The 22,973-nt window shown below is 72.4% G+C and carries 20 protein-coding genes and 1 pseudogene; 8 read left to right on the top strand and 13 right to left on the bottom strand.

The features are described from left to right. Window positions 1–534: 534 nt before the first annotated feature. The 5 genes from ACFYW7_RS33805 to ACFYW7_RS33785 form a co-directional block, all read right to left on the bottom strand. Window positions 535–783 carry a hypothetical protein gene (locus tag ACFYW7_RS33805; RefSeq protein WP_389509488.1) on the bottom strand — a complete coding sequence of 83 codons (249 nt, stop codon included), beginning with the start codon at window positions 781–783 and terminating at the stop codon, window positions 535–537. A 324-nt stretch (window positions 784–1,107) separates the two neighbouring features. Next, on the bottom strand, window positions 1,108–2,373 hold the full coding sequence (locus ACFYW7_RS33800; RefSeq protein ID WP_389509485.1) for a ketosynthase chain-length factor: 1,266 nt from the start codon (window positions 2,371–2,373) through the stop codon (window positions 1,108–1,110). Next, window positions 2,370–3,644 (bottom strand): beta-ketoacyl-[acyl-carrier-protein] synthase family protein, encoded by a 1,275-nt coding sequence (locus tag ACFYW7_RS33795; protein ID WP_389509483.1) that lies wholly within the window; start codon window positions 3,642–3,644, stop codon window positions 2,370–2,372. The genes ACFYW7_RS33800 and ACFYW7_RS33795 overlap by 4 nt, the downstream gene beginning before the upstream one ends. Then, the gene (locus ACFYW7_RS33790) at window positions 3,641–4,447 is read right to left on the bottom strand and encodes a thioesterase II family protein (protein ID WP_389509481.1); all 807 of its coding nucleotides are present in this window, start codon (window positions 4,445–4,447) and stop codon (window positions 3,641–3,643) included. Before ACFYW7_RS33790 ends, ACFYW7_RS33795 begins: the two co-directional genes overlap by 4 nt. Window positions 4,448–4,541: 94 nt before the next feature. Continuing rightward, window positions 4,542–5,363 (bottom strand): BTAD domain-containing putative transcriptional regulator, encoded by an 822-nt coding sequence (locus ACFYW7_RS33785; RefSeq protein ID WP_389509479.1) that lies wholly within the window; start codon window positions 5,361–5,363, stop codon window positions 4,542–4,544. 305 nt (window positions 5,364–5,668) lie between these two features. Here ACFYW7_RS33785 and ACFYW7_RS33780 point away from each other — a divergent pair, with 305 nt between their 5' ends. Together ACFYW7_RS33780 and ACFYW7_RS33775 are read left to right on the top strand one after the other, a co-directional pair. Next, the gene (locus tag ACFYW7_RS33780; protein WP_389509477.1) at window positions 5,669–5,887 is read left to right on the top strand and encodes a hypothetical protein; all 219 of its coding nucleotides are present in this window, start codon (window positions 5,669–5,671) and stop codon (window positions 5,885–5,887) included. A 195-nt stretch (window positions 5,888–6,082) separates the two neighbouring features. Then, entirely contained in the window at window positions 6,083–7,015 is a 933-nt protein-coding gene (locus tag ACFYW7_RS33775; RefSeq protein WP_389509475.1) for a BTAD domain-containing putative transcriptional regulator, read from the top strand. A gap of 115 nt (window positions 7,016–7,130) precedes the next feature. Here ACFYW7_RS33775 and ACFYW7_RS33770 read toward each other — a convergent pair whose 3' ends face one another. From ACFYW7_RS33770 to ACFYW7_RS33760, 3 genes are all read right to left on the bottom strand, one after another. After that, a complete protein-coding gene (locus tag ACFYW7_RS33770; protein ID WP_389509473.1) occupies window positions 7,131–7,985 on the bottom strand; it encodes a BTAD domain-containing putative transcriptional regulator in 855 nt (284 codons plus the stop codon). A gap of 618 nt (window positions 7,986–8,603) precedes the next feature. Continuing rightward, complete coding sequence (locus ACFYW7_RS33765) at window positions 8,604–10,214, bottom strand: acyl-CoA carboxylase subunit beta (protein ID WP_389509471.1); 1,611 nt, start codon at window positions 10,212–10,214, stop codon at window positions 8,604–8,606. A 124-nt stretch (window positions 10,215–10,338) separates the two neighbouring features. Next, on the bottom strand, window positions 10,339–10,551 hold the full coding sequence (locus ACFYW7_RS33760; RefSeq protein WP_389509469.1) for an acyl-CoA carboxylase subunit epsilon: 213 nt from the start codon (window positions 10,549–10,551) through the stop codon (window positions 10,339–10,341). Between the two features lie 284 nt (window positions 10,552–10,835). Between ACFYW7_RS33760 and ACFYW7_RS33755 the strand changes: the two genes are divergently transcribed. After that, a complete protein-coding gene (locus tag ACFYW7_RS33755) occupies window positions 10,836–11,831 on the top strand; it encodes a ScbA/BarX family gamma-butyrolactone biosynthesis protein (RefSeq protein WP_389509467.1) in 996 nt (331 codons plus the stop codon). A 1,202-nt stretch (window positions 11,832–13,033) separates the two neighbouring features. Here the strand turns inward: ACFYW7_RS33755 and ACFYW7_RS33750 are convergent. Next, the gene (locus ACFYW7_RS33750; protein WP_389509465.1) at window positions 13,034–13,672 is read right to left on the bottom strand and encodes a ScbR family autoregulator-binding transcription factor; all 639 of its coding nucleotides are present in this window, start codon (window positions 13,670–13,672) and stop codon (window positions 13,034–13,036) included. Window positions 13,673–14,454: 782 nt separating this feature from the next. On the opposite strand from ACFYW7_RS33750, the gene ACFYW7_RS33745 reads away from it, so the two are divergent. Beyond that, a complete protein-coding gene (locus ACFYW7_RS33745) occupies window positions 14,455–15,450 on the top strand; it encodes a ScbA/BarX family gamma-butyrolactone biosynthesis protein (protein WP_389509463.1) in 996 nt (331 codons plus the stop codon). A 79-nt stretch (window positions 15,451–15,529) separates the two neighbouring features. On the opposite strand, the gene ACFYW7_RS33740 is transcribed toward ACFYW7_RS33745, so the two are convergent. Next, entirely contained in the window at window positions 15,530–16,381 is an 852-nt protein-coding gene (locus ACFYW7_RS33740; RefSeq protein WP_389509750.1) for an NAD(P)H-binding protein, read from the bottom strand. Between the two features lie 199 nt (window positions 16,382–16,580). On the opposite strand from ACFYW7_RS33740, the gene ACFYW7_RS33735 reads away from it, so the two are divergent. After that, window positions 16,581–17,270: a ScbR family autoregulator-binding transcription factor gene (locus ACFYW7_RS33735; RefSeq protein WP_389509461.1), complete on the top strand. Its 690-nt coding sequence runs from the start codon at window positions 16,581–16,583 to the stop codon at window positions 17,268–17,270. Here ACFYW7_RS33735 and ACFYW7_RS33730 read toward each other — a convergent pair. Next, the gene (locus ACFYW7_RS33730) at window positions 17,263–18,792 is read right to left on the bottom strand and encodes an FAD-dependent monooxygenase (protein ID WP_389509459.1); all 1,530 of its coding nucleotides are present in this window, start codon (window positions 18,790–18,792) and stop codon (window positions 17,263–17,265) included. The genes ACFYW7_RS33735 and ACFYW7_RS33730 overlap by 8 nt on opposite strands. A 679-nt stretch (window positions 18,793–19,471) precedes the next feature. On the opposite strand from ACFYW7_RS33730, the pseudogene ACFYW7_RS33725 reads away from it, so the two are divergent. Beyond that, window positions 19,472–20,053, top strand: a pseudogene (locus tag ACFYW7_RS33725) (IS6 family transposase); the annotation flags it as partial. A 19-nt stretch (window positions 20,054–20,072) separates the two neighbouring features. Continuing rightward, entirely contained in the window at window positions 20,073–20,966 is an 894-nt protein-coding gene (locus ACFYW7_RS33720; protein ID WP_389509748.1) for an IS5 family transposase, read from the top strand. Window positions 20,967–20,991: 25 nt separating this feature from the next. Here ACFYW7_RS33720 and ACFYW7_RS33715 read toward each other — a convergent pair whose 3' ends face one another. After that, window positions 20,992–21,399: a contact-dependent growth inhibition system immunity protein gene (locus tag ACFYW7_RS33715; protein ID WP_389509457.1), complete on the bottom strand. Its 408-nt coding sequence runs from the start codon at window positions 21,397–21,399 to the stop codon at window positions 20,992–20,994. A gap of 18 nt (window positions 21,400–21,417) precedes the next feature. Here ACFYW7_RS33715 and ACFYW7_RS33710 point away from each other — a divergent pair, with 18 nt between their 5' ends. Continuing rightward, window positions 21,418–21,612, top strand: a complete 195-nt coding sequence (locus tag ACFYW7_RS33710) for a hypothetical protein (protein WP_389509455.1) — start codon at window positions 21,418–21,420, stop codon at window positions 21,610–21,612. A 25-nt stretch (window positions 21,613–21,637) separates the two neighbouring features. On the opposite strand, the gene ACFYW7_RS33705 is transcribed toward ACFYW7_RS33710, so the two are convergent. Further along, complete coding sequence (locus ACFYW7_RS33705) at window positions 21,638–22,159, bottom strand: hypothetical protein (protein WP_389509453.1); 522 nt, start codon at window positions 22,157–22,159, stop codon at window positions 21,638–21,640. Window positions 22,160–22,973 lie beyond the last annotated feature (814 nt).

Genomic DNA, 22,973 nt, shown 5'->3' with positions numbered 1-22,973 from the left:
TCCTCTTTGGTACGCCGGCCGGCTCCGACCGGCGGCGTCCGGGCTGCGGCGGGACTGCGGCCTCCGCCCGGCACGGTGCCGTCACTGCGCCGGTGACCTCTCACCGCACGACCCCGTCCGCCTGCCGCCGGGGCGGCCGGCAGACGGGGTCGTGCGGCGCTGGGTCGACGGCCGTGTCCACGACACTGTCCGGAACCGCTCGCGGAACGCACGGGCTCGGCTGGAGCGCGGCTCGAGCCACCCGCTGCGTCCGCCTCGATCCGAAGGCCCGGCCTCCCCCTTTGGACGTACGCCGCTCTCGCGGGAGGGCTGCGAGCCCCGCCGCTCGAGCCGTCCTCCAGCCCGGCCGCCGAGACTCTCCGGGCGAGAGCTCAGGCGGCGTCGGCCTGACGGACAACGCCTCCGGCGTCCCGGGCGGCTCCCCTTCCCCGGCCCGTGACCGCCGCCCACCCGGCCACCCCCGTCCTGGTGGGCGGCTTCGGGCCGCGCGCCGCCGGGGTGTCCAGGACTTCCGCGGCACGGCGCAACAAGGGCTCACGCTTCCTCCTGGTGTGTCCAGCCGGCCCCGAAGCCCGCGGCCGGCGCGCCCTGCGCCTCGTCCCGCCGCGCAAAGGCGGCCGGCCGCAGCCGCGCGGCCGGCTCCGGGTCGACGGCGAGCCGCTCGCGGCCCGGCCGATCCGGGTCGCGCGGAACGACCGCCGCGGCCTCGGCCGCCTGCGCGTCCAGCCCGCGACAGTCCGACGCGCCGTGCGGGACGGGCTGATCGCCCTCGGGCTGCTGCATGCCGGGGGACAAGCGGTAGGGACGGCTGCCCGGCCCCCGGCCCGTTGGGGGGCGCCCTCCGCCGGGGCACCCGGACCGGACGCGGCCCGGTCTGCCGCCGACCTTGCTGGAGCGCCGGCCGCGGCGCGAGCCGCACCCCGTGCCCGCTCCACGGGGGCGGCGTACAGGCGCGGGGGCCCGAGACTCCGCCCTCCTCGTCAGCGCTCGGCCGGTCCGAAGCGGTCCGTGCGTTCTGCCTCCTGGGCGTGTGCGGTCCCCGCGGCGCCGGTCCGTCGAGCCGCCGGTCCGCGGACGACCGGCCTGCCCGCCCGTCCGCGGGCCGGCTCAGGCATCGGGCGCCCGCAACACCGCGGCCGAGTTGAAGCCGCCCCTGCCCCGCGCCAGCACCAGCACGGTCCGCAGTCCGGGCAGCTCCCGCGCCGCGCCCCTCACCAGATCCAGCGGGCAGTCCGCGGCGACCCGCCGCGTCCCGGTGGTCGGGGGCACCACCTTGTCGCGCAGCGCGAGCGCCGCCGCCGCCAGGTCCAGTGAGGAGCCCCCGGCGCCCAGCCGGCCCGTCATCGACTTCGGCGCGGTCACCGGCACCCCGCGCGGTCCGAACAGCGCGGCCAGCGCCTGGGCCTCGGCCCGGTCGGCGGCCCGCTCCCCGGCTCCGTCGGCGAACACCACGTCCACCTGGTCCGGTCTCACCCGGGCATCGGCCAGAGCGAGTTCGGCCGCCTCCTTGAGCCGCTCCTGGCCGGGCTCGCCGTCGAAGGTGGCCGCGCACCCGGCCACCACGGCGTACCCGCCGACGCCGCGCGCGGTGGCGGCCGCCGCGTCCTCCAGCACCAGCAGCGCGCCGCCCTCCCCCACGACATGGCCGCGGGCCTTTGCGTCGAAGGGCCGGTAGGCCCGCGCCGGATCGGGGTCGGTGCTCAGCCGGCCGTCCGCCAGGTGCGCGGCCCAGCCCCAGGGGCACAGGGCCGAGTCGACGCCTCCGGTCACCATGAGGCCCACGCCCTTGCGGATCTCGCGCCGGGCGCGGGCGAGCGTGTCGATCCCGCCCGCCTGCTCGCTGACCATGGCGGAGGCGGGGCCGCGCAGCGTGTGCCGGATGGAGATCTCGGCGGTTCCCGCCGCGTGGAACCAGGCGAAGGACTGGTACGCGCTGACGTACCGGGCGCCCTTGCCCCACAGTGCCTCCAGCCCTCGCTGGCCGAACTCGGTGCCGCCCGCGGAGCTGGCCGTGATCACGCCCGCCCGGTGGCCGGGCAGCGCGGCCGGGTCGGCACCCGAGTCCTCCAGGGCCTCCTTGGCCGCGACCAGGCTCAGGCGGGTCACCCGGTCGGTGGAGGGGAGCAGGCGGCTGGGGATGTGGTCCTCGTCGACGAAGCCGCGGATCTCGCCCGCGATCCGCACCGGGTAGCCGGAGGCGTCGAAGCGGGTGATCGAGGCGATGCCGCTGCGGCCCTCCAGCACGGCGCTCCACCAGGCCTGGGTACCCAGCCCGTTGGGCGCGGCCACGCCGATGCCGGTGACCAGCGCCCGGGTCCGGGCCCGGCTGCGCACGTCCCCGCTCGCGCCGCCCGCGCCGCCCGCGCCGCTCATGCCGTCTCCCGCAGCCGGGGGCGGGTCAGCACGGTGGCGGCGTGGAAGCCGCCGAAGCCGCTGGCGACGCTGAGCACCGTACTGGTGCGCTGCTCGCGGGCGAACAGCGGTGTGTAGTCCAGGTCGCAGGTCGGGTCGGGCTCGTGCAGGTTGGCGGTCGGCGGCACCGTGCTGTGCTCGATGGCCAGCACGCTGGCCACCACGTCCAGGGCTCCGGCGGCGCCGAGCGCGTGTCCGATCATCGATTTGATGGAGCTGACCGGGACGCGCCGGGCGTGGTCGCCCAGTCCCTGCTTGAAGGCGTGCGTCTCGTGCCGGTCGTTGTGCAGGGTGCCGGCCCCGTGCGCGTTGATGTAGTCCACGTCGACCGGGTTCAGCCGCGCCTCGTCGAGTGCCGCCCGGATGGCGTCGGCCATTTCCCGGCCGCCCGGCCGCAGCCCCGTCATGTGGTGCGCGCTGCTGTACGAGGCGAAGCCGGACAGCTCCGCGTACGCGTGGGCGCCCCGGCGGCGCGCGTGCTGCGACTCCTCCAGGATCACCACGGCCGCGCCCTCGCCGAGCACGAAGCCGTCGCGGGTGCGGTCGAAGGGGCGCGAGGCGGTGGCGGGGTCCTCGTTGCGGGGGCTGGTGAGGCGGATGCGGTCGAAGCAGGCCATGGCGATGGGAGAGATCGGGGCCTCCGCCCCGCCCGCGATCATCACGTCGGTGCTGCCCTCGCGGATCAGCTCGGCGGCGTGCCCGATCGCGTCCAGGCCCGAGGTGCAGCCGCTGGAGACCAGGCTGACCGGGCCCTGCGCGCCGCTGTCGCGGGCCACGGCGGCCGCCAGCGAGCTGGGCACGAAATAGTCGTAGAGGCACTCGGCGGCCCGGGAGTGGTCGAGGGTCCAGGTACTGCCGAAGTCGCTCAGCAGCGCGTACTGGGTGGCGAGCCCGGTGGTGCAGCCTGCCGTGTTGCCCAGACTGACCCCGGTGCGCAGCCGGTTGCCCGCGGCCAGTACGGCGTGCAGGCCACTGTCGGCCACCGCCTCGCGGGCGCTGACCAGCGCGAACTGGGCGGCCCGGTCCAGGCGTTCGGTGTCGGCGAGGGTGAAGCCGTGCGCGGCGGCGTCGAAGTCGACCTCGGCGGCGACCTGCGAGCGGTGGCCGGCGGCGTCGAAGAGGGTGACGCCCCGGGTGGCGGTACGGCCCGAGGTCAGCAGGGACCAGAAGTCGGCGGTGCCGACGGCTTGGGGGGCCACCACGCCGACCCCGGTGATGACCACGCGCTTCACCGCGCACCCCCCGCGCTCGCGCTCGCCGCTGCCGCGGCGGCATCCGCCGCCTCGTACTCGCGGCAGGCCTCGCCGACCAGGGCCGGCAGTACGTCCGCGCCCGCGAAGAAGTGGTCGCCGTCGACGGTGCGTACGGTGATCGGCCCGGTGGTCCACTGCCGCCACTCCTCAAGGGCGGCGGGCACGGCGAGCGGATCGTCACTGCCCGCGAAGACGAGCAGGGGCAGGTCCACGGATCCGCCGGTGACGGGGTCCAGGGCCGCCTGGCGCAGTGCTCGGGCCAGGCGCAGGTCGTCGCGCAGGACAGGCAGCACACTGCGGTGCCACAGCCCGCCGGGGTGGGCGGCTGCTCCCTTGGGCAGCGAGCCGAGCTCGCCCAGCAGGGGCAGCAGCAGTTCGTCGGAGTGTTCCGCCGCGGCCACCAGGGCGGCACTGGCGTGCGGGGGCAGGCAGGCGCCCACCGCGAGGAACAGGGGCTGCGGCACCCCGGCGTCCGCCAGCGCCCGGGTGAGCGTGTACGCCACCAGGGCGCCCAGACTGTGACCGTACAGCGCGTACGGTCCGGACCGGGCCGCCTGCAGCAGCGGAGGCAGCAGATCCTCCAGGAGTCCTGCGCGCTCGGTGATGCGCGGCTCCCGCCGCCGGCTGTCACGGCCCGGCAGCACCAGCGCCGCGACGTCCACGCCCGGCCCGGCCGCGACGGGCCAGCGACGGTAGCTGGCCACCCCCGCGCCCGCGTGGGCAAGGCAGTGGAGCCGTACCCGCCGCCCCACCACCCCCTCTACCGCCGTCAGCGAAGCCATCGGTCGCCCTCCTCAGGGAAGCTGTGCGGAAACGTTCGTCGTACGGCGCCGCCGCGGCTTGAGCGTCACCTGTGTGGCTTGAGTGGTGCTCGATTCAGGCTGCGTACAGATCGAAGGTCGAGGTGCGCCGCGGCCCGCTGGCCACGTCCAGGCGCGGGTCGACGGCGAGCATCGCCTGGTGCAGCCGCTGGAGTTGCGGCGAGGGCTCCACGCCGAGCTCGGCGATCAGCCGCTGGCGCAGCCGGCGGTAGACGTCGAGCGCGCTGGCCTGCCGGCCCGACCGGTAGAGCGCGACCATCGCCTGCGAGTGCAGCCCTTCGTGCTGGGGGTGGCGGGCGATCAGGTCGGTGAGCTCGGCGATGAGTTCGATGTGCCGGCCCAGCCGCAGGTCGGCGTCGATGCGGCGCTCGCGGGCCACGAGCCGGCTCTCCTCCAGCCGCATCACCTCGATGTCGAGGATCGGGCCGACGCGTACGTCCACCAGCGCGGGCCCCTCCCACAGGTCCAGTGCAGCGCGCAGACACTTGGCCACCCGGGCGTCCTCGCCGTCCTCGTGCGCCTGCTGCCCCTCCGCCACCAGGCACTCGTACGCGCGCACGTCGACCGCCTCGGCCGGGATCTGGAGCAGGTAGCCGCCGTACCGGGTGGCGAGCACGTCCTTGGCCGAGCCGGGCGCGTCCGGGCCCATGGCGGTGCCCAGCCGGCGGCGCAGCTGGAGGATGTAGGTCTGCAGCGTGGTCAGCGCGCTCTGCGGCAGGTGGGTGCCCCAGATCTCTTCCATCAGCGTGGACACGGGCACCACTCTGCCCGGGTAGAGCGCGAGCAGCGCCAGGATCTGGCGCGGCTTGCCCGCAGTCGGGACGACCGATATACCGTTGACTTCGACATTCAACGGACCCAGGACCTTGATCTTCATGATTCCCCTCCGCGTTTTGCCGGCCGACTTCGGCAACAAGTCGGTGTTCGAGTTTTCAATAGTGTCGCCTTCCGGCCCTTCTTGTCTTTTCTGTCGACGGCGGACGAGTGGCACCGTATCGGCCCCCGACCGTCGCATATGCGGAAATTGAGTGCGTCTTGAGCGACCTTCCAATGAGGCCGCCGGACCCGGCGTACAGGCAGCCCGCATAGCACCGGGAAAACACCGGCGTGTCAGGTAAAGGCCCGTATCGGCCGACCGAGTTCTCTTCCGGCGCCCTAGGCGGCGCTGTTAGGTTTCCGGCCATGGCAACGGATTCGACGGCGCGCAGCGCCGACCCGCTCACGCGCGGGCTGCTGAACCGGCTCGCCCGGGACCGGGCCGCAGGCCCTGCGGCCCGGACTGCAGGGCCGTCCGGGCCGCAGGGCCTGCCCGATCCGACGACCCTGCTGCGGCTGCTGAGCGCCTGGCATCGGCGCGGGGTGCAGGTGGGCTTTCCGGACCTGACCGGCGAGCAGCCGTGAAAACGCGAGGCACCTGAATTTCCCTCGAGGAACACTTCACGACTCCCCGCGTACGGCTGACAAATCTTCCACCGGCACCGAGAAGCGCCTAGAGTCCGGTAAGAGCGAAAGGATCTGTCCGCGGCCGTTTCCGAGTGAATGCCGAATACGGATCTGCGGTCGCGCACTTGCCGACTCTCCCCGTGCGAGGATGAGATGGAGTTTGGGATCCTGGGTCCCGTCCAGGTCTTCGACGAGCACGCCGATATGCGGATCACACCGGCCGGAGCCAAGCAGCGCGCCCTTTTGGGCACGCTCGTCGTGAAAGCCGGCCAGGTCGTTTCCCCGGACCGGCTCGTCGACGAATTGTGGGGTGAACATCCGCCCGTCAACGCCGCCAATGCCCTCCAGACCCATATCGCCCGGCTGCGCCGGCTGCTGCCCGTCCACCCACCCGGTTCCGGTTCCGGGGAGAGCCACCACGAGTGGCTCGTGACCCGCCCGCCGGGCTACGCGCTGCGCCTGGGACGGGCCGGCACCGACGCCCAGCGCTTCCACCACCTCACGGCCCGGGGCCGCTCGCTGGCCGCCACCGACCCGGCCCGTTCGGCCGAGGTCCTGCGCGAGGCGCTGGCGCTGTGGCGCGGCCCCGCGCTGGAGGGCGCGGGCCGCGGCACCATCTGCTCGACCGAGGCATCGCTGCTGGAGGAGAGCCGGCTGATCGCCCTGGAGATGCTGTACGACGCCTGCCTGCGGGCCGGGCGGGCCGGGGAGGTCGCCGGCGAGCTGGCGGAGCTGACGGCCTGTCACCCGCTGCACGAACGGTTCTACGAGCTGCTCATGACCGCGCTGCACCGGTGCGGGCGCCAGGCCGAGGCGCTGGGCGTCTACGACCGGGCGCGACGCCGGCTCGTGCACGACCTCGGAGTGGAGCCAGGGCCCGTACTGCGCGGCCGTATGGAGTCGATCCGCCACCAACAGGACCCGGCACCCGGGGGGACCGGAGAAACGGAAGGGGCGGCGGGCCCGCACCCGCTGGGCGCCGAGGTGGCCCGGCTGCGCCACCGGATCGAGGTCCTGAGCCGGCAGCAGCGAGAACTGGCCGACCGCTTCGAGCGGCTGGCCACGGACCGCGCGGCGAGCCGCTGACGGCCCCCCTCGAGGCCCGTGCACAGCACTGAAGCCTTTCCCCCGGGCCCTCGTTCGAGGGGTCGGGGGAAAGGCTTCAGTGCTCATGCCGCCGGCTGCCACGAGGCCGGGGCGGTCAGTTCGTCCGCGCCACGAGCCGCCCGCCGCCGGCCCCCGCCGGAGCGGTCACCGGGAGAGCCGCCTTGGGCGGGGCCGCGCTCTCGGGGTGCGCCATCAGGATGGAGCGCTGCAGCCTGCTCAGCGCGGCCGAGGGCTCAAGGCCCAACTCGGAGACGAGCATGGTGCGCAGCCGGTGGTAGACGTTGAGCGCCTCGCCGCGCCGGCCCGAGCGGTGCAGCGCCAGCATGAACTGGCCGTGCAGGCTCTCGTGCAGGCGGTACTGCTTGACCAGGACGGTCAGCTCCGACAGCAGCTCGCGGTGGCGGCCCAGGCGCAGATCCGCCTCGATGCGCTGGTCGAGGGCGCACAGGCGCAGCTCCTCCAGGCGCCTGACCTCCGTCTCGATCCGGCTCCCGGCCTGTACGTCGGTGAGCGCGGGACCGGTCCACAGCGAGAGCGCGTCCGCCAGCCGGCGCGCGGCGCCCTGGTAGTCGTCGGCGTCCATCGCCCGGTAGCCGGCACCGGCCCTGCGCTCGAACTCCCGGAAGTCGACGCTTCCGCCACGGGTCTCCAGGCGGTAGCCGCCAGGGAGAGTGGCCAGGATGTCCTTCGCGGTGCAGCGCTCGTTCTCGCCGTACGCCAGTGCCCCGCCGATGAGCTCGCGCAGTTGCAGGACGTAGGTCTGCAACGTGGTGCGCGCACTGCGCGGCGGGTTGTGCTCCCACAACTCCTCGATCAGCGTGGCCACAGGGACCACATGGTCGGCGTGGAGCGCGAGCAGGGCCAGGACCTGCCGCGGCTTGGGTGCCGTCAGCGTGATCGACACCCCGTTTTCATGAACGGACAGCGCACCAAGCACTTCGATGTCCACGTTTTCCCCAAAGGTCGCCCGGAGCCGTTCCCGGCCTGCGCGTGTCCCGCGTTTCCCGCTGCCGGGGCCCGGGTGTGCAGCCAACCGGACCCCTTGATAAAAAAACAGCACGGTCGGTTTGTCAATCCCAGACGCCCGTCCGGGGGGCCGGGCAGACCATTTCCGGCCACTCCATGACTCCACGACCACCCCAAGTGATCCCATCCGGCCGCCAATTGACCTGTATTTTCAGGCAGGTCGGCGTACCGATCCAGCCGGACACCGAGGAAAGGGGGGCACCACGACATGTCCGAAACCTTCCCCGCCGCCGCACGCAAGCGGCCCCCGGCCCCTCGCATCGTCGCGAAGAGCGGGGGCCCTCCGCCGCACCCGCCCCCACCTGCCGAAACGCGGTACCTGGGCAGCCGGGGCCGAGATTTCAGCAGCGAGCGGAAACAAACCGACTGGTCTTTCCCGGCCACGGGAAGTGCAGCGCTGCGCCGCCCACTCCGGCCTGTGCGCCGATCACGGAGAGGGACGCCGCCGCGAGGCCCGCGCGGCGAAAGGTCGGGGCGGCGGATCCGACCCGCCTCTGCCGCGTTCGCACCGCACGTTCCCGTCCGGCCCTCGAGTGCTCCGTCACTGCGGGGGGTTGCCGTGCTTGCGGGAGGGCAGGTCCGCGTGTTTGCTGCGGAGCATCGCCAGCGAGTTGATGAGGACCTCGCGGGTCTCGGCGGGGTCGATGACGTCGTCGACCAGGCCGCGCTCAGCGGCGTAATAGGGGTGCATCAGCTCGGCCTTGTACTCCTTGACCATGCGCTCGCGCATCGCCTCGGGATCGGCGGCGTCGGCGATCTGGCGGCGGAAGATGACGTTGGCGGCGCCCTCGGCGCCCATCACCGCGATCTCGTTGGTGGGCCAGGCGTAGGTCAGATCGGCGCCGATGGACTGGGAGTCCATGACGATGTAGGCGCCTCCGTACGCCTTGCGCAGGATGAGCGAGATCCGCGGGACGGTGGCGTTGCAGTACGCGTACAGCAGCTTGGCGCCGTGGCGGATGATGCCGCCGTGCTCCTGGCCGACACCGGGCAGGAACCCGGGCACGTCCAGCAGCGTGATGATCGGGATGTTGAAGGCGTCGCACATCTGGACGAACCGCGCGGCCTTCTCCGAGGCCTCGATGTCGAGCACACCGGCCAGCGACTGCGGCTGATTGGCCACCAGGGCGACCACCTGGCCGCCCAGCCGCCCCAGGGCGCAGATGATGTTGCGCGCCCAGCGCTCGTGGACCTCCAGGTAGTCGCCGTCGTCGACGAGTTCCTCGATGACCTTGGTCATGTCGTAGGGGCGGTTGCCGTCGGCCGGCACCAGGTCCAGCAGCACCTCGCCGCGCCGGTCGGCCGGGTCCGCGGACTCCGCGCGCGGCGGGTGCTCGCGGTTGTTCTGCGGAAGCATGGACAGCAGGTAGCGCACCTCCGCGATGCAGGTCTGTTCGTCGTCGTAGGCGAAGTGCGCCACGCCGGAGGTCTCCGCGTGGACGTCGGCGCCGCCGAGGCCGTTCTGGGTGATCTCCTCGCCGGTGACCGCCTTGACCACGTCCGGTCCGGTGATGAACATCTGCGAGGTCTCGCGGACCATGAAGACGAAGTCGGTGAGCGCCGGGCTGTAGGCGGCGCCGCCGGCGCACGGGCCGAGCATCACCGAGATCTGCGGGATGACCCCGGAGGCCTTCGTGTTGCGCTGGAAGATGCCGCCGTAGCCGGCCAGCGCCGAGACGCCCTCCTGGATCCGGGCACCCGCGCCGTCGTTCAGCGACACCAGCGGCGCCCCGGCCGCGATGGCCATGTCCATGATCTTGTGGATCTTCGTGGCGTGGGCCTCGCCCAGCGCCCCGCCGAAGATGCGGAAGTCATGGGCGTACACGAAGACCGTGCGGCCCTCCACCGTGCCCCAGCCGGTGATCACACCGTCCGTGTACGGCTTCTTCGCCTCCAGACCGAACCCGGTCGCCCGGTGCCGGCGCAACTGCTCGACCTCCTGGAACGAACCGGCGTCCAGCAGCAGCGCGATACGCTCCCGGGCCGTCAGCTTGCCCTTGGCGCGCTGCGCCCCGGTCGCCCTCTCGCTGGGCCCGGCCAGCGCCTGGGCACGGATCGCGTGCAGTTCCGCCACCCGGCCGCGCGCGTCCGAAGGCTCGGCGGTCCCTGGGAGAATGTCATTGAGGACTGTCACTGTGCCTGCCTCCCTCATGAGCGCGGCCGGACCGCACCCGGTCGACAAACCGCATCTACGGTCTGCATGAGGTGAGGGCTGGCACGCGCGTGGATCAGTGCTGGAAAAAGCGCCTGCCGAGGCACGGCCGGCGCCCGTGGCTCTATCGCCAGCCGTGGGGGGAACGCCACTGCCTGCCGGGGACCCCGGGACGGCGCCACGACGGGACGGCAAAAAGCGACTCCTGCTCACAGGTCACCGCCGTCCGCCCGGCCAGCAGTGCGCACAGCACGACGGCGACCGCGGCGAGTTCGTCGTCGTCGGCCCGTCCGCGCTCGACCCGCAGCGCGAGGGGTGCGAGGTCCGCTTCACCCATGTCCGCTCCTCTCGGTTGCGGCCACCGTCCGATACCGCGCTACAGAGGCACCTCAGTGCCGCTCAAGAGACGCCGGAACGCACGGCCCGGACCGCCCCGCCCGCGCGCCGTACGCCGAAAAAGCGCCGGGGAAGCGCCGGGGAAGGGGCGGGCCGCGCACGGCAGTGCCGCGGGCGGCGACAGCGGGGCGATCCGTACGGAGGCTCCGGTTCCTCTGGAGACCGAACCGGTTGCCCTCTATTTTTTTCCCTCACAGCCATCTCCGATCTCGTCCAGGGGGAGCGATGACCGCGAGCACGTCCCGGTTCGAAGGTCCGGCGATCGAGCACACGACGGCGCGAGCCGCTGCGCCGCCTTCCCGGCCGGCCGGACCGCTTCACGGGCACCTGACCACCACGGTCCCCAGGGAACTGGTGCACCGGGCAGCCGTCGCCGAGGTCGTGCTCACCGGCTGGCAGCGCCTGGGGGAGGCCCGCTTCGCGATGACCGCCCAATGGCCGCGGGGCCACAGCTTCTTCACTCCCGTGAACGGAACCCACCACGACCCGCTGATCGCCGCCGAAACGATCCGTCAGGCCGGTGCCCTGCTCGCCCACGCCGAGTTCGGCGTTCCCTTGGGCCACCGGTTCCTGCTGGAGGAGCTGGCCTTCACCGTGTGTCCCGAGGCGATACGGGTCGGCGGGGCGCCCGCCGCGCTGGACCTCGACGTCACCTGTCCAAAGATCAGGAAGCGAGGCCGCCGGCTGGCCGGCCTGTGCGTCGAGACCAGGGTGCTGCGCGAGGGGCGGCTCGCCGCGTCGGGACGGATCTCCTTCAGCACCATCACCGCGGCCGCATACCGGCGGCTGCGTCCGCAGCGCGTCCTGGAGGCCGGGTACCGCCCCCTGACGCCGGCGGCTCCGGTGGCCCCGGCCGCCGTGGGGCGCCTGTCACCCGCCGACGTGGTCCTCTCCCCCACCGGCGAGCCGGACCGCTGGCAGCTGCGCGCGGACACCTGCCACCCCGTCCTCTTCGACCACCAGGGCGACCACGCTCCGGGCATGGTGCTCCTCGAGGCCGCCCGCCAGGCGGCGACCGCGGTCCTGGACAGAGCCCCGGTCCTGCCGCTCGGCCTCGACTGCGCGTTCATGAGGTACGTGGAGCTGGACCTGCCCTGTTCGATCGACGCCGTGCGCCTGCCCGGGGCCGCACCCCAGGGCCCGCAGGCGGTTCTCGTCACGGCCCGCCAGGAGGGCCGGCCCGTGTTCACCTCGACTCTGCGGGCCGCCCCGCTCGACTGACCGCGCGAAGAAGGAGCGCCCCCTGGCGCCCGTGGCACCGGGGAGGTTGGGTGCCGACTGACCGCGCGAAGAAGGAGCGCCCAAAAAAACTTCCCCTCCCCGCCGCGGCCGAAGGGCGCGGCGGCGCACGCCGGTCCCCGGACAGGCAGGGCACCCGTCCGCCGCGGCACCGCGCCGCATGCCGCGAGGCGGTCCTCGGCCCCCGGTCCGCGAAGGACGGGGCCCAACAGCCGGCCGGGCGGCCGGCGGCCCGGCCGCGCGCCCTGCCCCCCTGCCCCCGCACGCTGGCGCCCCGCCGCGGCCGGCAACGCCTCGGCGACGGCCGCGGGACGGCGCTTCGCCGGCAGGACGCGGGCCCGGTCCGGGACAGTTCCGCCGGGCGCAGGGGGTGCCGGGCAGCCGGCCGGGCTGTTGTGTCCGCTCGGGCGCGCCGATCGGCTCGAATCCGGTCGGGGCGGGGACCCGCCCTTCGTGCCCGTCCTGACCGGCACGCCCGCGGCCTGGGGCGTGCCGCGGGTCGCCGCACGCGTGGGCCGGCGTGCCCTGCAGATGCGTTTGCGGGGACGCGGAGGCGTCCCTCGCCGCGGCAGCGCTCGCCGCGGCGGAGGGACTCGGCGGGCGAGGCAGTGCCGTGCCGCAGCCGGCCCGGGCGCGGCGGCGAGGACCGGCAGTACCTCGTCGGGCAGCGCTCTGTCGCCGCGCGGGACCGCCGCGTCGATGCGGCGGTGCGGCCGGGTCCGGGCGCCCCGCGCGTCGCCGCGGCCGAACAGGCGCCGCCCCAGGGGGTGTTCGAAACGGGGGTGCTCCGGTCGCCCGGGGTGAGGACACCGTGGGCCGGGGCCGGCATGCCCCGCGCCCGGCCGGTCCCCCGCCCGCCGCCCGCCGTCCGGCGCCGCGACGCGCTCGACGACGGCGTGCCCCACGCCGCCCGGCGGCGGGCCCCGGACCGGCCGCCGGGCGGCGTGGGACCACCAGGGCGCCGGTACGGGGCCGGCGGCCGTTGCCGGCCGGCTGTGCGCGGGACCGCCGGCGGCGGGCGGAGCCGGGTGGCCGGAGCCGAGGTGAGCGCCTCCCCGCTCCGCTGCGGTGTCCGGCAGCGCCTCGGCAGAGAAACAGCGCTGACGGCCCTGCCGGTCGGAGCGTGCCCGTCCGGCCGGCGGGCAAGGCGGTTCGCCAACCCGTGGCAGAGGGGTACGTGCCGTTCATCCCCGGCGGGACGCCGCAGCCGCCGTACCACCGGGCTCCAGTGCGCTCAGGACGTCGGCCGAGGCCAGCCGGGGCAGCAGCAGATCCCAGAACTGCACCAGCGTCTTCGCCGACGTCCACGTACGGTCGTCCGCGCCGAGCTGCTCGAAACCGACGGTCGCCGCCACCACCGTGACGCAGGCGTCGGCGGCGGACACCCCCTGGGCGAGGACGCCTTCGCGCTCGGCGTCCTCGAGCACCTCCTCGACCCAGCTCTGCCACCGTCCGCGCAGATCCACGGCCCCCTCGCGGCGCGGCGGGCCGCTGCCCAGCTCGAAGCCGGCCCGCACCACGACGTCCTGGTCCAGCCGCTGCATCAGGGCATGGGTGGCGTCGATGAGCCGCTGCAGCGGATCGGGGCTGCCCGCCCGCGCCGACGCGGCGATCGCCCGGACCGCGGCGACCGCCTCGTCCTCGACCCCGCGCGCCAGGGCCTGCTTGCTCTCGAAGTGGAAGTGCAGCGCGCCGTTGCTCACCCCGGCCCTCTTGCTGATGGAGGTGAGCGAGGCCAGGGCGAAGCCCTCTCGTGCGAACACCTCGGCCGCCGCTCGCACCAAGGACTCGCGCGTGCGCGCGGCACGCTCCTGTTTCACCATCGGCGGATCTCCCCTGACTGCGGTCGGCCGGCCGCACCGCGGACCGGCTCTCACGTTCGTTCCTGCACGGCGGCCTGCCGGGGGCGGGCCGCCGTGCCCGCGCGGGCACGGGAAGGCGGACCGGCGTGAGCCGCAGGAGGCCTCGCGAGGGACCGGGCGCGTACGTGCAGGTGCGTCCGGGCGGTCGGCGCGGCCGTCCACCGGGCCGTGCGACACGGGCGCACGGGATCAGACGGGGGCTCCTCACTCATGGACCTTCGCCGCTCCGGTGGACGAAGAGGATCATAACAAACCGCACACGCGGTCTCTATTTTACTTGCGAAGTTCTCGCGAGGCCAGTGCCGCTCCGACATCGTTTTCCGGTGCGCCAGCCTGCAGATCCGGCCCGGCGGCCGGATCCGGAGGCCGGCCGCCTCCTCGCCCACGGCCGCCGGCCCGCTCCGCCCGGGCGCCGACGACCCGCATTGATCAGGGTTTTTCCTTTCCCCGCGAGACACCGTCGGACAGTCCCCTCGAGGGCGGCTCGAGAGGCGGGCGGGCGGCGCCTCCCGCGCACCCCGCGGGCCGCCGGCGGTCCGCGGCGCCGCGACCGCGGACGGCTTGCCCGTTCCGGGTGGACATGAGGGGATACTCGCCCTCCTCTGTGCATTTGGAACCACTCGGTCCACATATTGCCCACGGGAACTTCGTATTCCTTCTAGGAATTAAACCGGGTGGTATGTATCTTCACTGTCCTCGGAGATCCACCACCCACATTCAGGCCACGGCGGCTCGGGGGAACCATGTCGACGAGTACGAGCACGTACCGCATGCACCGCGTGATACCCGGCATGACGGGTCCGGGGGCCCAGGCGGCCCCCGCAGGGAAAGGCGCCCTCGCCTTCCAGTCCCTGACCAGCACCGTCCCCAAGGAACTCGTCCACCGCGCGAGCGTCGCCGAGGTCATGCTGACCGACTGGGCGCGCAGGGGCGATCACCACTTCGCCCTGGCCGCCCAGTGGCCTCGCGGGCACAGCTTCTTCACCAACGTCGAGGGCTGTCACGACCCGCTGATCGCCGCCGAGACGATCCGTCAGGCCGGCCTGCTCCTGGCGCACGCCGAGTACGGGGTCCCGTTCGACCACCGCTTCCTCGTGAGCGATCTCGGTGTGGCGGTACGGCCCGCGCATCTGCGCGTCGGCGAAGCTCCCGCCTCGCTGGAACTCGACGTCAGGTGCCGTGACGTGAAGGAGCGCCGCGGCGAGGTGACGGGGTTCGGCATCGAGGTGGAGATCCACCGCGACGGCGGCCTCGTGGCGACCGGAGGCGGCACGCTGACGTGCGTCGCCCCCCGGGTCTACCAGCGGCTGCGCGGCGCCCGCGGCCCGGGCCCCGCGCCCGTCCTGCCGCTGACGGCCCCGGAGCCGCCGCAGACCGTGGGGCGCATGTCCCCCATGGACGTGGTCCTCTCCCCCGTCGGCGAGCCGGACCGGTGGCAGCTGAGGGTGGACACCCGCCACCCCGTGCTCTTCGACCACACGGTCGACCACGTGCCCGGCATGCTGCTCCTGGAGGCCGCCCGCCAGGCCGCGGCGGCGACCCTGGGAGACGCCCGTCTGCCGCTCTCCGTCGCCGGCGAGTTCCTGCAGTACGTCGAGCTGGACGCCCCCTGCACGATCGGGGCGCGCCTCGCCGCGGGGACGGGCCAGGAGGGCGTAAGGACCGTGCTCGTCACCGGCCGGCAGGGCGGGGCGAGCGTGTTCCGGTGCACCGTGACCATGGCCCCGCCCCCGCGGTGACCGCCCCCGGGCACCCGCTGTCCCCCGGGAGCCGCGGCTCCCGGGGGACAGCGGGTGCCACCGGGGTCCGCCCGCCCGGTCAGCCCTGCGGCGCGAAAGCCGCCAGATGGTCCTCGGCCCACGCGCGAAACGTGCCCGCCGGGCGGCCGGTCAGCGCGGCGACGGTGTCCTCCACCCCGGCCTTCGCGCCCGCGCGCTGGCGTTCCGCGCTCTGCAGCAGCGCTTCGACCACCGGCGCCGGATAACGGCTCGCGAGCGCGGCGCGCGCGGCGTTGGGGGTGAGTTCCTCAAAACGCAGCGAAACGCCCAGCAGCCGGCCGAGCTGCCCGGTCTGCCCGACCGCGGTGAGGGCCTCGGGCCCGGTCAGCGTGTAGGCGCGGCCGGCGTGCCCCTCCTCGGTCAGGACGCGCGCGGCGGCCTCCGCGACGTCCCGCGGGTCCACACAGGCGTTGGCCGAGGTCCCGTACAGCGCGCGGACGGTGCGCGCGCAGCGGACGGACGGCGCCCACGCCAGGGCGTTGGAGGTGAACGCGCGCGGGCGCAGCAGCGTCCACTCCAGGCCAGAGGCGCGCAGCAGGTCCTCGCCCGCGCGCTGCCAGCGGGTGATGAGGTCGTCAGCCCGCTCGTCCAGCACCGCGGCGGCGGAGAGCTTCACCACCCGCCGCACTTCGGCCGTTCGCGCCGCGCGCAGGAACCGGTCGTCATCGTCACCGGCGACGTCGGTCGTGACGAGGAACGCCGTCCGTACGCCTTCCAGCGCCCTGGCCAGCGACCGCGGATCCCGGTAGTCCCCGGCGACCGTCTGCGCCGTCGCGGGGGCCCCGGTCACCTTCGCGGGGTGCCTGGCCATGATGCGGACCCGCCGGTGGGCCGGAAGCCGCCCGAGCAGCTCCCGGCCCACCGTCCCCGTGGCCCCGGTCACCAGGATCACCGGGGAATCCCCGTCGCCCGCCGGTCCCGCGCCACCGTGTGATCCGTCCATGGACTCCCGCCTCCCGGGCGATGCTTTTCCGCAACTCGTTGAACGCCGTACGGCTGAAGGGGGTGCGCGAACACCGAACAGCTGTAATATACAAACTGGACGGTTTTTTTATTGGGTCTCCGGGCTCATCGACAACGAGGAGGCCGACATGGCGAAGCAGGAGCGGGCGGTCCGGACCCGGCACGCGATCCTCTCGTCGGCGGCCAGGGTCTTCGAGGAACGCGGCTACCAGGCGGCGACCGTCAGCGAGATCCTCGCCAGCGCCGGAGTGACCAAGGGAGCCCTGTACTTCCACTTCCCCTCCAAGGAACACCTCGCCGAGGGCGTCCTGCACGCCCAGGACCTCAACGTGCCCGTCCCCGACCGCGCCTGCAAGGTGCAGCAGATGGTGGACACCGTGGTCCTGCACGCCTACCGCCTGCAGACGGACCCCATGGTCCGGGCGGGCGTCCGCCTCTCCCTCGACCAGCAGGCCCAGGGCCTCGACCGCAGCGGACCCTTCCTGCGCTGGAGCGAAGTGGGGGCCGACCTGCTGGACAGGGCCAAGGCCCAGGGCGAGCTGCTGCCCCACGTGATCTCGGCCGAGACCGCCGACGTCCTGGTGGGATCCTTCGCCGGCGTGCAGGCCATGTCCCAGGCCCTGGGCAACTACCAGGACCTGCCCCCCCGGGTCAGCGCCCTGCTGCGGCACGTGCTGCCCAGCGTGGTCGTCCCCTCCGTCCTGGCCTCGGTGGACCTCACCGCGGCCAGGGGAGCCTCGGTCTACGCCGAGCTGCAGGCCCTGCACCCCGCCCTGCAGGCCCTGCACCCCGAGCCGGAGCCCGCACCCGTCAGCTGACCGCCCCGGCCAGGACACCGGCCGCCCGCACCCCCGCGCCCCGGCCCAAGCACGCCCTCAGGGCGGCGGCCGGCCCGCCCGCCCCCGACGCCCAGGCGATGTAGCCGTCGGGCCGCACCAGCAGGGCGTCACAGGCGAGCTGGGGCACCGGCTCGGCATGCACCACCCGCACCAGCCCGTCCCAGCCCCGGACCTGCTGCGCATAACCGCCGCCCGCCTCCCCGAAGAGCAGCAGCAGCAAGGACCCCCCGCGCAGCAGACCGATCACATCGGTCAGACCCTCCCGGGTCCGCAGGACGGCGTTGTGCAGGAACGTCCCCTCCCAGGCGGAGGACACCGTGCCGCGCGCGGGCAGCACGGTGTCCTGGGCACTGACCATGGAGGCCAGCACCCCGCTCTCCCCTCCCTTGGCCAGCAGCTCGCCGAACAGGGCCCGCAACGGGTCCAGTTCGGGTCCCGGCCGCATCAGGGCGAGCTGGGCACGCGTGTTGTCGATCACCCGCTGGGCCGCGGGCCGGCGCTCCTGGTCATAGGTGTCGAGCAGCCCCGCACCCGCCCTGCCGCGCACCGCAAGCGCAAGCTTCCAGCCGAGGTTGACGGCGTCGAGCACCCCGGTGCTCAGCCCCTGGCCGCCGACCGGGAAGTGCACGTGCGCGGCGTCCCCGGCCAGCAGGATGCGCCCCTTGCGGAAGGAGGCCGCCAGCCGGGAGAAATCACTGAACCTGCTCAGCCACCGGGGATCACGCATCACGACGTCCCCCCCGGTGATCCAGCCGACCTCGCGGCGCAGCTCCTCCAGCAGCAGCGGCAGATCACGCCGGGCGTGCGCACCCTGGCAGTTGAGAGTCCGCAGACGCACCCTTCCGCCGCCCACATGCCTGGCCACCACCCAGCCGCGCTCGGTGCGCCGCCACCCCTCCTCCAGACCCGCCCCCTCCTCGACACCGACCTCGCCCGCCATCGCCGAGACGGTGGCGGGACAATCCCGGGAGACGAAGCCCGCCTGACGGCGCACCAGACTGCGCGCCCCGTCGGCCCCCACCAGGTAACCGCCCCGGCAGACCACCACCCCGCCCGGCCCCCGCGCCACAACCCGCACACCCCCCGGCCCCTGCCCCACCTCCGTCACCCGGTGCCCCCGCAGGATCCGCGCCCCCGCAGCCCGCGCCCGCCGCTCGAAATGACGCTCGAGCTCCTCCTGCGAACACTTCAAAACCGGCTGCGGCTCGGCAGCCGGAGCCGAGATGACCAGCCCCGGGATCCCCGCGAAATGAAACGCACCACCCGCCGGCACCCCAACACCGCCCTCCCCCCCGCCCACCAGCCCGGCCAGATGCCCGCACCGCGCAAGACTCTGCACCGCACGGGCATGCAGCACCGTCGCCCGAGGACACCGCGAGACCCCGGTCCGCGACTCGACCACCACCGTACGCACCCCCCGCCCCGCCAACTCACAGGCCAGAAGCATCCCCACCGGCCCCCCACCCACAATCACCACTTGCCCCTGCACACAGCGCACCATCCCGGACCTCCCCCAGACGTGGACCAGCACACGAACAACAAAACGAAAACCCAACACCCCGAACCCCGAACCCCCACACACCACCCCCACAGACCAGCCCCCCACCCCCAAGAAGCCACCCCACCCCGCCCGCACAAGCAAAGAAAATATACCGGATGGGCGGTTTCTTTGCAAGAGCGGCACCCACCCCACCACCCCCCACCAAAGACAACAGACCCACACCCCCAGACAACAGCCCCTGTCACCTTTTCCGTGACTCCGCAACGAGGCCCCCGGCCTCCGGGTCCGCCATGACTCCCCCTCCCGCTGCTGACGATCCGAAGGGTGGCGCCACCGGGCCCGAAGGCACCGACGGACCGCTGACGAGACCGAACCGGATGACGACGAAACAGAGATGCCCGTCATTCCGTTCGGCGTCTTCAACCCCGCGGAAGAGGAAGGACAGCCCTTGCGGTGACACCGCCCGCTGCAGACGACGCCGAGCACAACCCGCTGACCACGAAAGACGGCTGGCGCCGGTTCGCCCTGGACGCCCTGACCCGCCCGCCGCTGTTGCCCGCCAAGGAGTTCAAGGACCTCAGCGACGACGGCCGTCTCGCCTGCAACGAATCCCGGCCCTGTCACGTTGTCCGACTGGGTGGGATGATCTTGTGGCTGGTCATGCTGGGAGGGGGCGTCCGTGGTGAGTGCATCGCCGTCATACAGGGGGCACCGGTACCCGGTCGAGGTGATCTCCCCCTGCGTGTGGCCGTACTTCCGGTTTCCTCCCAGCTTCCGCGAGGTCGAGGAGCTGATGCTGGAGCGCGGTGTCCTCGTCTCCTACGAAACGATCCGCCGCTGGTGCGCCAAGTTCGGCCAGGCCTACGCGAACGGACTGCGCCGCCGCCGGCCCCAGCCTGGTGGCAAATGGCACTTGGACGAGGTCTTCATCAGGATCAACGGCGAGTTGAAGTACCGGTGGCGGGCTGTCGACCAGGACGGCAACGTCCTGGACATCCTCGTGCAGGACCGCCGGAATACTGCCGCGGCCAGGCGGTTCTTCCGCCGCCTGATGAAGAAGGCCCCTGCGGTGCCCCGACTGGTCGTCACGGACAAGCTCCGCTCCTACGGCGCCCACCGCGAGGTCATGCCCTCGCTCGAGCACCGGCAGTCGAAGTACCTGAACAACCGGGCGGAGAACAGCCACCAGCCCACCCGCCAGAGGGAACACGCGATGAAAGGCTTCCGCAGTGCCGGCGCGGCCCAGCGCTTCCTGGCCGTCCTGAGAACGCGTTTGAGATCTGCCGTGTCGCGGGACTGGGGTGGCCGTTGGGGACTGCGTGAGCGGTTCTGGGGGTGCATATCCGTCGGACCTGACGGACGAACAGTGGGCTCTGGTGGAGCCGTTACTACCGGCCGCGAGGGTCGGGCCGAAAGGCGGGCGGCGGGAGAAGCATCCACGGCGGCGGATCGTGGACGCCATCTTCTATGTCGTGCGGACCGGGTGTGCCAGGCGTCAGCTGCCGAAGGATTTTGCGCCCTGGCCGACCGTGTACTGGTACTTCACGCGGTGGCACGATGACGGGACCGTGGAGCGACTGCACGACGCGCTGCGTGACCGGGTCCGAGTGGCCGACGGCCGCAGCGTCGAACCTAGCGCGGGGCTGATCGACTCCCAGTCCGTGCGCACGGCCGACACTGTCCCCGCTTCCACCAGAGGGTTTGACGCAGGCAAGAAGGTCAAAGGACGCAAACGGTTCATCGTCACCGACACGCTCGGCCTCCTGCTGGCGGTGCACGTGGTTGCCGCGAGCATCCAGGACCGTGACGGCGCGAAACGCTCTCTGCTCTGGACCCGCCTCGATCATCCGAGCATCCTGAAGGTCTGGGCGGACCAGGGCTTCGCCGGCAGGCTGGTCGATTGGAGCGCTTCGACTCTCGACCGCGACCTGGAGATCGTCCGTAAAGTGCCTGACCAGCGAGGATTCCAGGTCCAGCCCAAGCGCTGGGCCGTTGAGCGGACGTTCGCCTGGATGACCGCGCACCGGCGGCTTGCCCGTGACTACGAGACCGATCCCGCCCGGTCCGAGACCATGATCCGGTGGGCGATGATCGGCATCATGGTCCGCCGGATCACCCGGGGTCGCCCGGCCAAACGGCGAGGACCACGGCGTCTTCGGTGGACAGCCCCGTAGTAGAACGCCAGGCACCTGCAACGCGTCAGGAACTCTGGGCGGCACCTACGAACCGCTCGACCTCGCTTCGCAGGTCTGGCGAGAGGTCCGAGAGGCCGCCGACGATGAAGGTCAGTTGCCTTGCAAGGTCCGGGTAAGCGCTCCAGACCGCCGAGGTCCTGGTCAGGACTGCGCGCAGCAGGTCGCCCTCGTACATGTGGCCTTCGGCCAGCGGGTTGCCTCGAAGCACCTCCACCGCGAGCGGAAGAAGCACCGCCAGCCCGATGTCCTGCCCGATCAGCAGACGCAGGTCTTCAACGGTCAGAGTCCCGACCGGCCGGCTCCGCAGGGCATGCGCCGTCGCAATGAGACGGGTGGCGTCAGGTGGGGGTGGCGGCCAGTGATCACGTTCAAGCTCATCGAGGGACCGACCACGGTCGATAGATACAGTCACCAGACGATTCTCTCGTAGATGCGAGATCTCAAACACGGTCTGAAAGCAGAGATCGGCACGACCGTCTGGGAGACCCGGGCGCAGGCTCGGCAGGACGTTTTCCGGTGGATCGCGGAACATCACAACCGGGAGCAGCTCCACTCGACCATCGACTACATCACGCCGTACCAGGCGAGGGCCCGCTGCAATCAACGGCTGTACCTCGCGACATAAAACGGAAGCGTCGGGACCTGAGGGGTCACTTCACCCGCGCTCGTTCCCCATCCCGGTCCCTGGCCAGCGGGAACGGGTTGACTAACGGCCCCGTGCCCAGTTCCAGGTGAAAGGCGTAGAAACTACGCAGCACTGTCTCGCTGTGCGCTCGCGTCCGCGGCGCGTACTGACGGCCAGGACCGCTCTTGCCGGTCACCGGGTTCACACGCCCCTGCGAAGCCACGCCGCCCCTGGTCGGCTTCGCGACCATCAGCAGCCACCTGCTGAAGTCCCGCGCCTCGACGCGGGTGGCCTGCCCCCACGGCACCCCGACGGTCCATAGGAACCAGAACCAGCGCAGCAACGCCAGCGCGTACGAACGCTGCGTCGTCGCCAGCCGCCCGATCGCCTGCAGGTCCTGCAGATACTCCGTCACCGGGACAACAACCTCGCCGCCGGCATCCAGGAGCCGGTACGGCTGCCAGGGATCATCCGACTCCACGACGGATCCGGCCGACGGCACCACCAGCCCCGCGAGATCACGGGAGGCGTCACTCGTCTCTGTCATGGTCCGGGACGGTAGTCCTCTGCGATACGACCTGGACGCTGAACTGCAGAGATCTGTCCGGTAGTTCAGTCAACAGTCACCTACCGCCTCGACATCACCGGCGCCCGCTGGGCACTCGCCGGGGCCGAAGCCGTCCTCCGGCTCCGCACGGTGATCACCAACGGCGACTTCGAGGACTACTGCAGCCCCGGGGAAGGGTGTGTCAATTTAACGGCTGATCTTGGTTGTTGAGTGGTCAGTTGTTGCTCGGGATCAGAAGGGCTTACGAATCGGAGGGTTGCGGTCGACCGTCGGAGCTGGCTCTTGGACAGGAGCGGTCTGTTACGCCTGTGAGGCACGCTTGATGCGCTCACTTGTGCGAACGACTGTGACGTTCTTCTCTGACCCTGGCCAGATGGTGAGCAAGTACTTCTCGACAGGCTCCATGCTGGTCTTGTCGTGAAGCAATTCTCGCCCGTAAGCGTGGACCCGGAGTCTGTACCACCCAGATGTTGACGGGGGCAGAGGAACCAGGGCGTCGGTGACCGGCCCGAGCTCCAGCGACTCCAGCTTCAGGTTCCCGCTCTGTGTGCGGACACTGACCTCGACGATCTCATCCCAGGTCTCCGCCAGCACCGCCGCAGAAGCGTTTTCCTGGGCTGTGACGGTGGCTTAGACATATCCGGTGTTGATACCGGTAACGATCAGGGCGCCCTGCGACATCGGCGCTACGAGTCCGTTAGGCCGTTTCGTTTGGATCATCGGATCGTTGGTCCGGATGTGTCGTTAACTGACGCGCAGTGGGCGCGGATCGAGCCGTTGCTCCCGGACCGGA

It is taken from the genome of Streptomyces sp. NPDC002580 (assembly GCF_042889485.1).
Lineage (GTDB): Bacteria > Actinomycetota > Actinomycetes > Streptomycetales > Streptomycetaceae > Streptomyces.
The sequence above is the reverse complement of the archived record's forward strand: the minus strand, read 5'-3'. Positions and strand labels throughout refer to the sequence as shown.

What these genes read in the sequence shown, in the direction of transcription:
- ACFYW7_RS33805 (WP_389509488.1), bottom strand. Translation starts at nt 783, where the DNA reads ATGCAGCAGCCCGAGGGCGATCAGCCCGTCCCGCACGGCGCGTCGGAC.
- ACFYW7_RS33800 (WP_389509485.1), bottom strand. Translation starts at nt 2,373, where the DNA reads ATGAGCGGCGCGGGCGGCGCGGGCGGCGCGAGCGGGGACGTGCGCAGC.
- ACFYW7_RS33790 (WP_389509481.1), bottom strand. Translation starts at nt 4,447, where the DNA reads ATGGCTTCGCTGACGGCGGTAGAGGGGGTGGTGGGGCGGCGGGTACGG.
- ACFYW7_RS33785 (WP_389509479.1), bottom strand. Translation starts at nt 5,363, where the DNA reads ATGAAGATCAAGGTCCTGGGTCCGTTGAATGTCGAAGTCAACGGTATA.
- ACFYW7_RS33780 (WP_389509477.1), top strand. Translation starts at nt 5,669, where the DNA reads ATGGCAACGGATTCGACGGCGCGCAGCGCCGACCCGCTCACGCGCGGG.
- ACFYW7_RS33775 (WP_389509475.1), top strand. Translation starts at nt 6,083, where the DNA reads ATGGAGTTTGGGATCCTGGGTCCCGTCCAGGTCTTCGACGAGCACGCC.
- ACFYW7_RS33765 (WP_389509471.1), bottom strand. Translation starts at nt 10,214, where the DNA reads ATGAGGGAGGCAGGCACAGTGACAGTCCTCAATGACATTCTCCCAGGG.
- ACFYW7_RS33760 (WP_389509469.1), bottom strand. Translation starts at nt 10,551, where the DNA reads ATGGGTGAAGCGGACCTCGCACCCCTCGCGCTGCGGGTCGAGCGCGGA.
- ACFYW7_RS33755 (WP_389509467.1), top strand. Translation starts at nt 10,836, where the DNA reads ATGACCGCGAGCACGTCCCGGTTCGAAGGTCCGGCGATCGAGCACACG.
- ACFYW7_RS33750 (WP_389509465.1), bottom strand. Translation starts at nt 13,672, where the DNA reads ATGGTGAAACAGGAGCGTGCCGCGCGCACGCGCGAGTCCTTGGTGCGA.
- ACFYW7_RS33745 (WP_389509463.1), top strand. Translation starts at nt 14,455, where the DNA reads ATGTCGACGAGTACGAGCACGTACCGCATGCACCGCGTGATACCCGGC.
- ACFYW7_RS33735 (WP_389509461.1), top strand. Translation starts at nt 16,581, where the DNA reads ATGGCGAAGCAGGAGCGGGCGGTCCGGACCCGGCACGCGATCCTCTCG.
- ACFYW7_RS33730 (WP_389509459.1), bottom strand. Translation starts at nt 18,792, where the DNA reads ATGGTGCGCTGTGTGCAGGGGCAAGTGGTGATTGTGGGTGGGGGGCCG.
- ACFYW7_RS33710 (WP_389509455.1), top strand. Translation starts at nt 21,418, where the DNA reads ATGCGAGATCTCAAACACGGTCTGAAAGCAGAGATCGGCACGACCGTC.
- ACFYW7_RS33705 (WP_389509453.1), bottom strand. Translation starts at nt 22,159, where the DNA reads ATGACAGAGACGAGTGACGCCTCCCGTGATCTCGCGGGGCTGGTGGTG.